Origin of the sequence: Lactococcus sp. dk101 (assembly GCF_009601055.1) — a bacterium.
In the GTDB taxonomy this organism is placed as follows: domain Bacteria; phylum Bacillota; class Bacilli; order Lactobacillales; family Streptococcaceae; genus Lactococcus.
The window spans coordinates 1-3,205 of record NZ_WITI01000022.1 but is presented as its reverse complement, the minus strand read 5'-3'; the positions used below and the strand labels follow the sequence as shown (position 1 = coordinate 3,205).

The following is a 3,205-nucleotide window of genomic DNA, read 5'->3' as shown; positions in this document are numbered from 1 at the left end:
TGTGACAATCTGTTCATCATCTGAATATTTTCCTGTTGCATTGACTGGAGTTTCTTTTAATACATACCCATCAACTTTGACTGGAGCAGTTGTATAAGCATGTCCAACGTATCCAGCAGAAGTAGTTGCATCTGCTATCTCTTTGCCAGCTTCATCCACATGTTTAACAGTTACTGACGCACTGTCTAATGTTCCTTCGTTTCTAATAGATAAACTTCCAATACTTAAAGAAACATTAGTAGTTGTGATTCGGTAGGGTTTGATAGTAGACTTTTGTGCTTTATTTAAATCAATACCATTTACTTTGAGAGGAATTATATAATTTATATTGTTGCTACTACCATCTTTAGGTATAAATTTTACTGCTGTAACAGTTGACAAATCTTGCGGTGATTCTGAAGTAAATTCCTTTGATGAATTTATTTCATATTGGATAGAATAGTCATTGGTCTCCTTAATTAGTGCATTTAAATTTAAAGAGATGTCGTTTCCAGAAATATCTTTTTTGGGTATGGGTATAACAGTAGGACTTAAATCCTTTTCTACATTGCCTATTATTCTTTTGTTGACAATGTAATTGACTATCTGTCCATCTTTGACAGAAATGTTGGTGGTAGGCTGGCTATTAATATAAGTAGTATAATACACTCCACTTGGTTGTGTCACGGAGACAGTAGACTCCCTTAGTGAAATGAGATCACTAGTGCTACCATTTGAGTTAAGGTCATAAATATCTTTGTTAGATTTAGACGTAATATCATACTGATAAAACGCAGTAATAGCTCGAACGTCCTCTGTATTATCCCAAGCAAACCACCTGTTCATCTTAAAAGAACTCAATTTAAATTCATCTAACTTAAAATTGACATTTCCAATGACTTCTGCATCAAATTTATACGGATTTTCACTATTATATAAGAAATCAAAATCTCCAATATCAAACTTTATGAATGTATATCCAGTGCCTTTATAATTTTTGTATGCTTTCCCTTTTACACTTCCTGAATTGCCAGTATATTCAACGTCATCAGGGATTTGGATGTAAAACTTAAGGTTTTTAAATTTAGCTGTTGCACCAGATGGTAATGATGGCCCGTATCCAGTTCCCATTAAATTGAATCTGTACGTAGCTCGAGTAGTGAACGAAGCATTCCAATCTTGTGAAGGAATAGATGTTACACCGAACATCATAAATGGCATGAATATTGTAGCAACATCTTTGCTGACTTGGACACTTGTGTCATTATTATTGGTTGATAGTTTTGCTGTTACAGTATTTGTGAGTGTTGTGTTTGAAGTTGCACCATAACCTTCTTGGTGATTTGCATCTATTTTTTTCAAAATACTATCTTTGGATGACTCTGTTCCGATTCTTTTCACCGCTAACATAAGCGATCGTACATCGCTAGCAGAAGTGCTTATGGATTTTATCGGTTCTATAAAATCAAATCTTATTTTATTAACATCTCCACCTACTACGAAGTCCTCTCCAATTATTACATTACCTAGTTCTTCTCCAGTGTCACCATCATACGCTTTAATTACTAGATTAGAATATAATTCTCTATATTGTTCTGAAATGTTTGTGGGTAGATAAAACTTATATGTTTGACTTAAAATAGAACCTACAGGCATATTCCATGTTTCTGTGATATTTTTGATTTGTTTTGCAGAGGTTGGATATAATTCGGTTAAACTAGTGTAGCTCATGCTTTCCTCATTGTCAGATGACATATTTGAAAGCATTCTTACAGGCTTACTTGCGGTCTTAGTTATAGGGTCTTTTATATCAAGAGTAGGTTTCGCAACAATTAAAGTTTTATTAAGTAAGCTAACACTATCTTTGTCATGATTAGATACACCATTCTCAACAGGGGTAGCTACTGCCTTAAACTGTGCCTTTGATTGGTTTTCTACATTTGGAAAAGTGAGATTTAATTTATTGCTAACACTTCCATTGCTTTTTAGCAAATCCTCTATACTAACTATTTTTGTTGCAGTTTTATTTTCCGAATCAATTGTCCATCCGCTATTAGTGCTTGGTGAGGCTTCACCATAGGGGCCATAATATACAGTAACTTGAACTGGAGCTTGATAAACTCCGAGCTGCTGTCCGTTAGTCATCCAACTCGTTCCAATATTTAAAGCATACGAATTTAAACTGCCAGTTCCTGTATGATTAGGATTATTCTTGTCCTCATCACCAATAATAAATTCGGTATTAGAAGAACCATCCTCTATAGATGAGGTAACATTAACTTCTGATTGTATTTTCAAAACACTATCATCTTCACTAATTAAGTTTTGCGCCTTATCCAAAATTTCTGTTTTAATAACACTGATTTTACCACCAGATAACACAAATTTTTTAGTCGATAGCTCAAATATAGCATTCTCACTAATAGAGTTACTAAAATTTTTCAAATTTAGTCTTGCAACTATGTACCCGTCTTCATTTGAAATATTTATTCCACCATTATAATCATTATTTATGCTGTTCAGTCGTATACTTGAAAAATCATCCGCAGGAACAGATATTTTCATTATATATTCGTCACTATCTGTGAATTCTTTTTCTAATGTATTCTTAAATAGTACAGTCCCTCCTGATAGAATTGTATCTGAGCTTCCTGATACTTGGCCTGTACTAACGGTGTATGAACTACTAACATAAAAAGCTCCCTCTTCTTGTGCTACAAAATCGATAGACTCATTACTAGCTCTAGGGGATTGTGCTTCTTCTTTTATCTTTATGTTGCTAGAGGAGGAAACAGCTTCTTTCCCGATTTCTTTTTCTTTATCTAGGAGCTCTTCTTCATTCTTTGAATCTGGACTATAATTAGAATCTTCTATTTGTTCTTCCGAAATATTTCCAACCGAGGAGGCGTATGCAATTGGAGGAGAAAAAGAACCAAATATAATTATCATTAAGCTTAATAGGGCGGTTGTTTTTTTTGACATCTTTAATTACCTTTTACCTTTCTGTATGCAAACAAAGATGGAAGTGGTCATATTAAAATAATTAATAGAATTATATCACTAATCATAGTTTATAATAAAAATAGAAAAAGAACAACCTGATGTTATCCTAGAAAAATGGACAGTAGTTTAGGTAATTTGGTACACTCAATATATGGTTAAACGATATGAACAAGGTTTCAAAGAAACTCTAGTAGAACTCTATGACTCAGGGCAAAGTGTTCTG

Annotated in this window: 1 protein-coding gene; it reads right to left on the bottom strand. The window is 33.5% G+C overall.

The window, feature by feature from the left end:
• On the bottom strand, positions 1-2,961 hold a 2,961-nt coding region (locus GHI45_RS10765), incomplete at its 3' end, for a MucBP domain-containing protein (protein ID WP_147780837.1).
• Positions 2,962-3,205 lie beyond the last annotated feature (244 nt).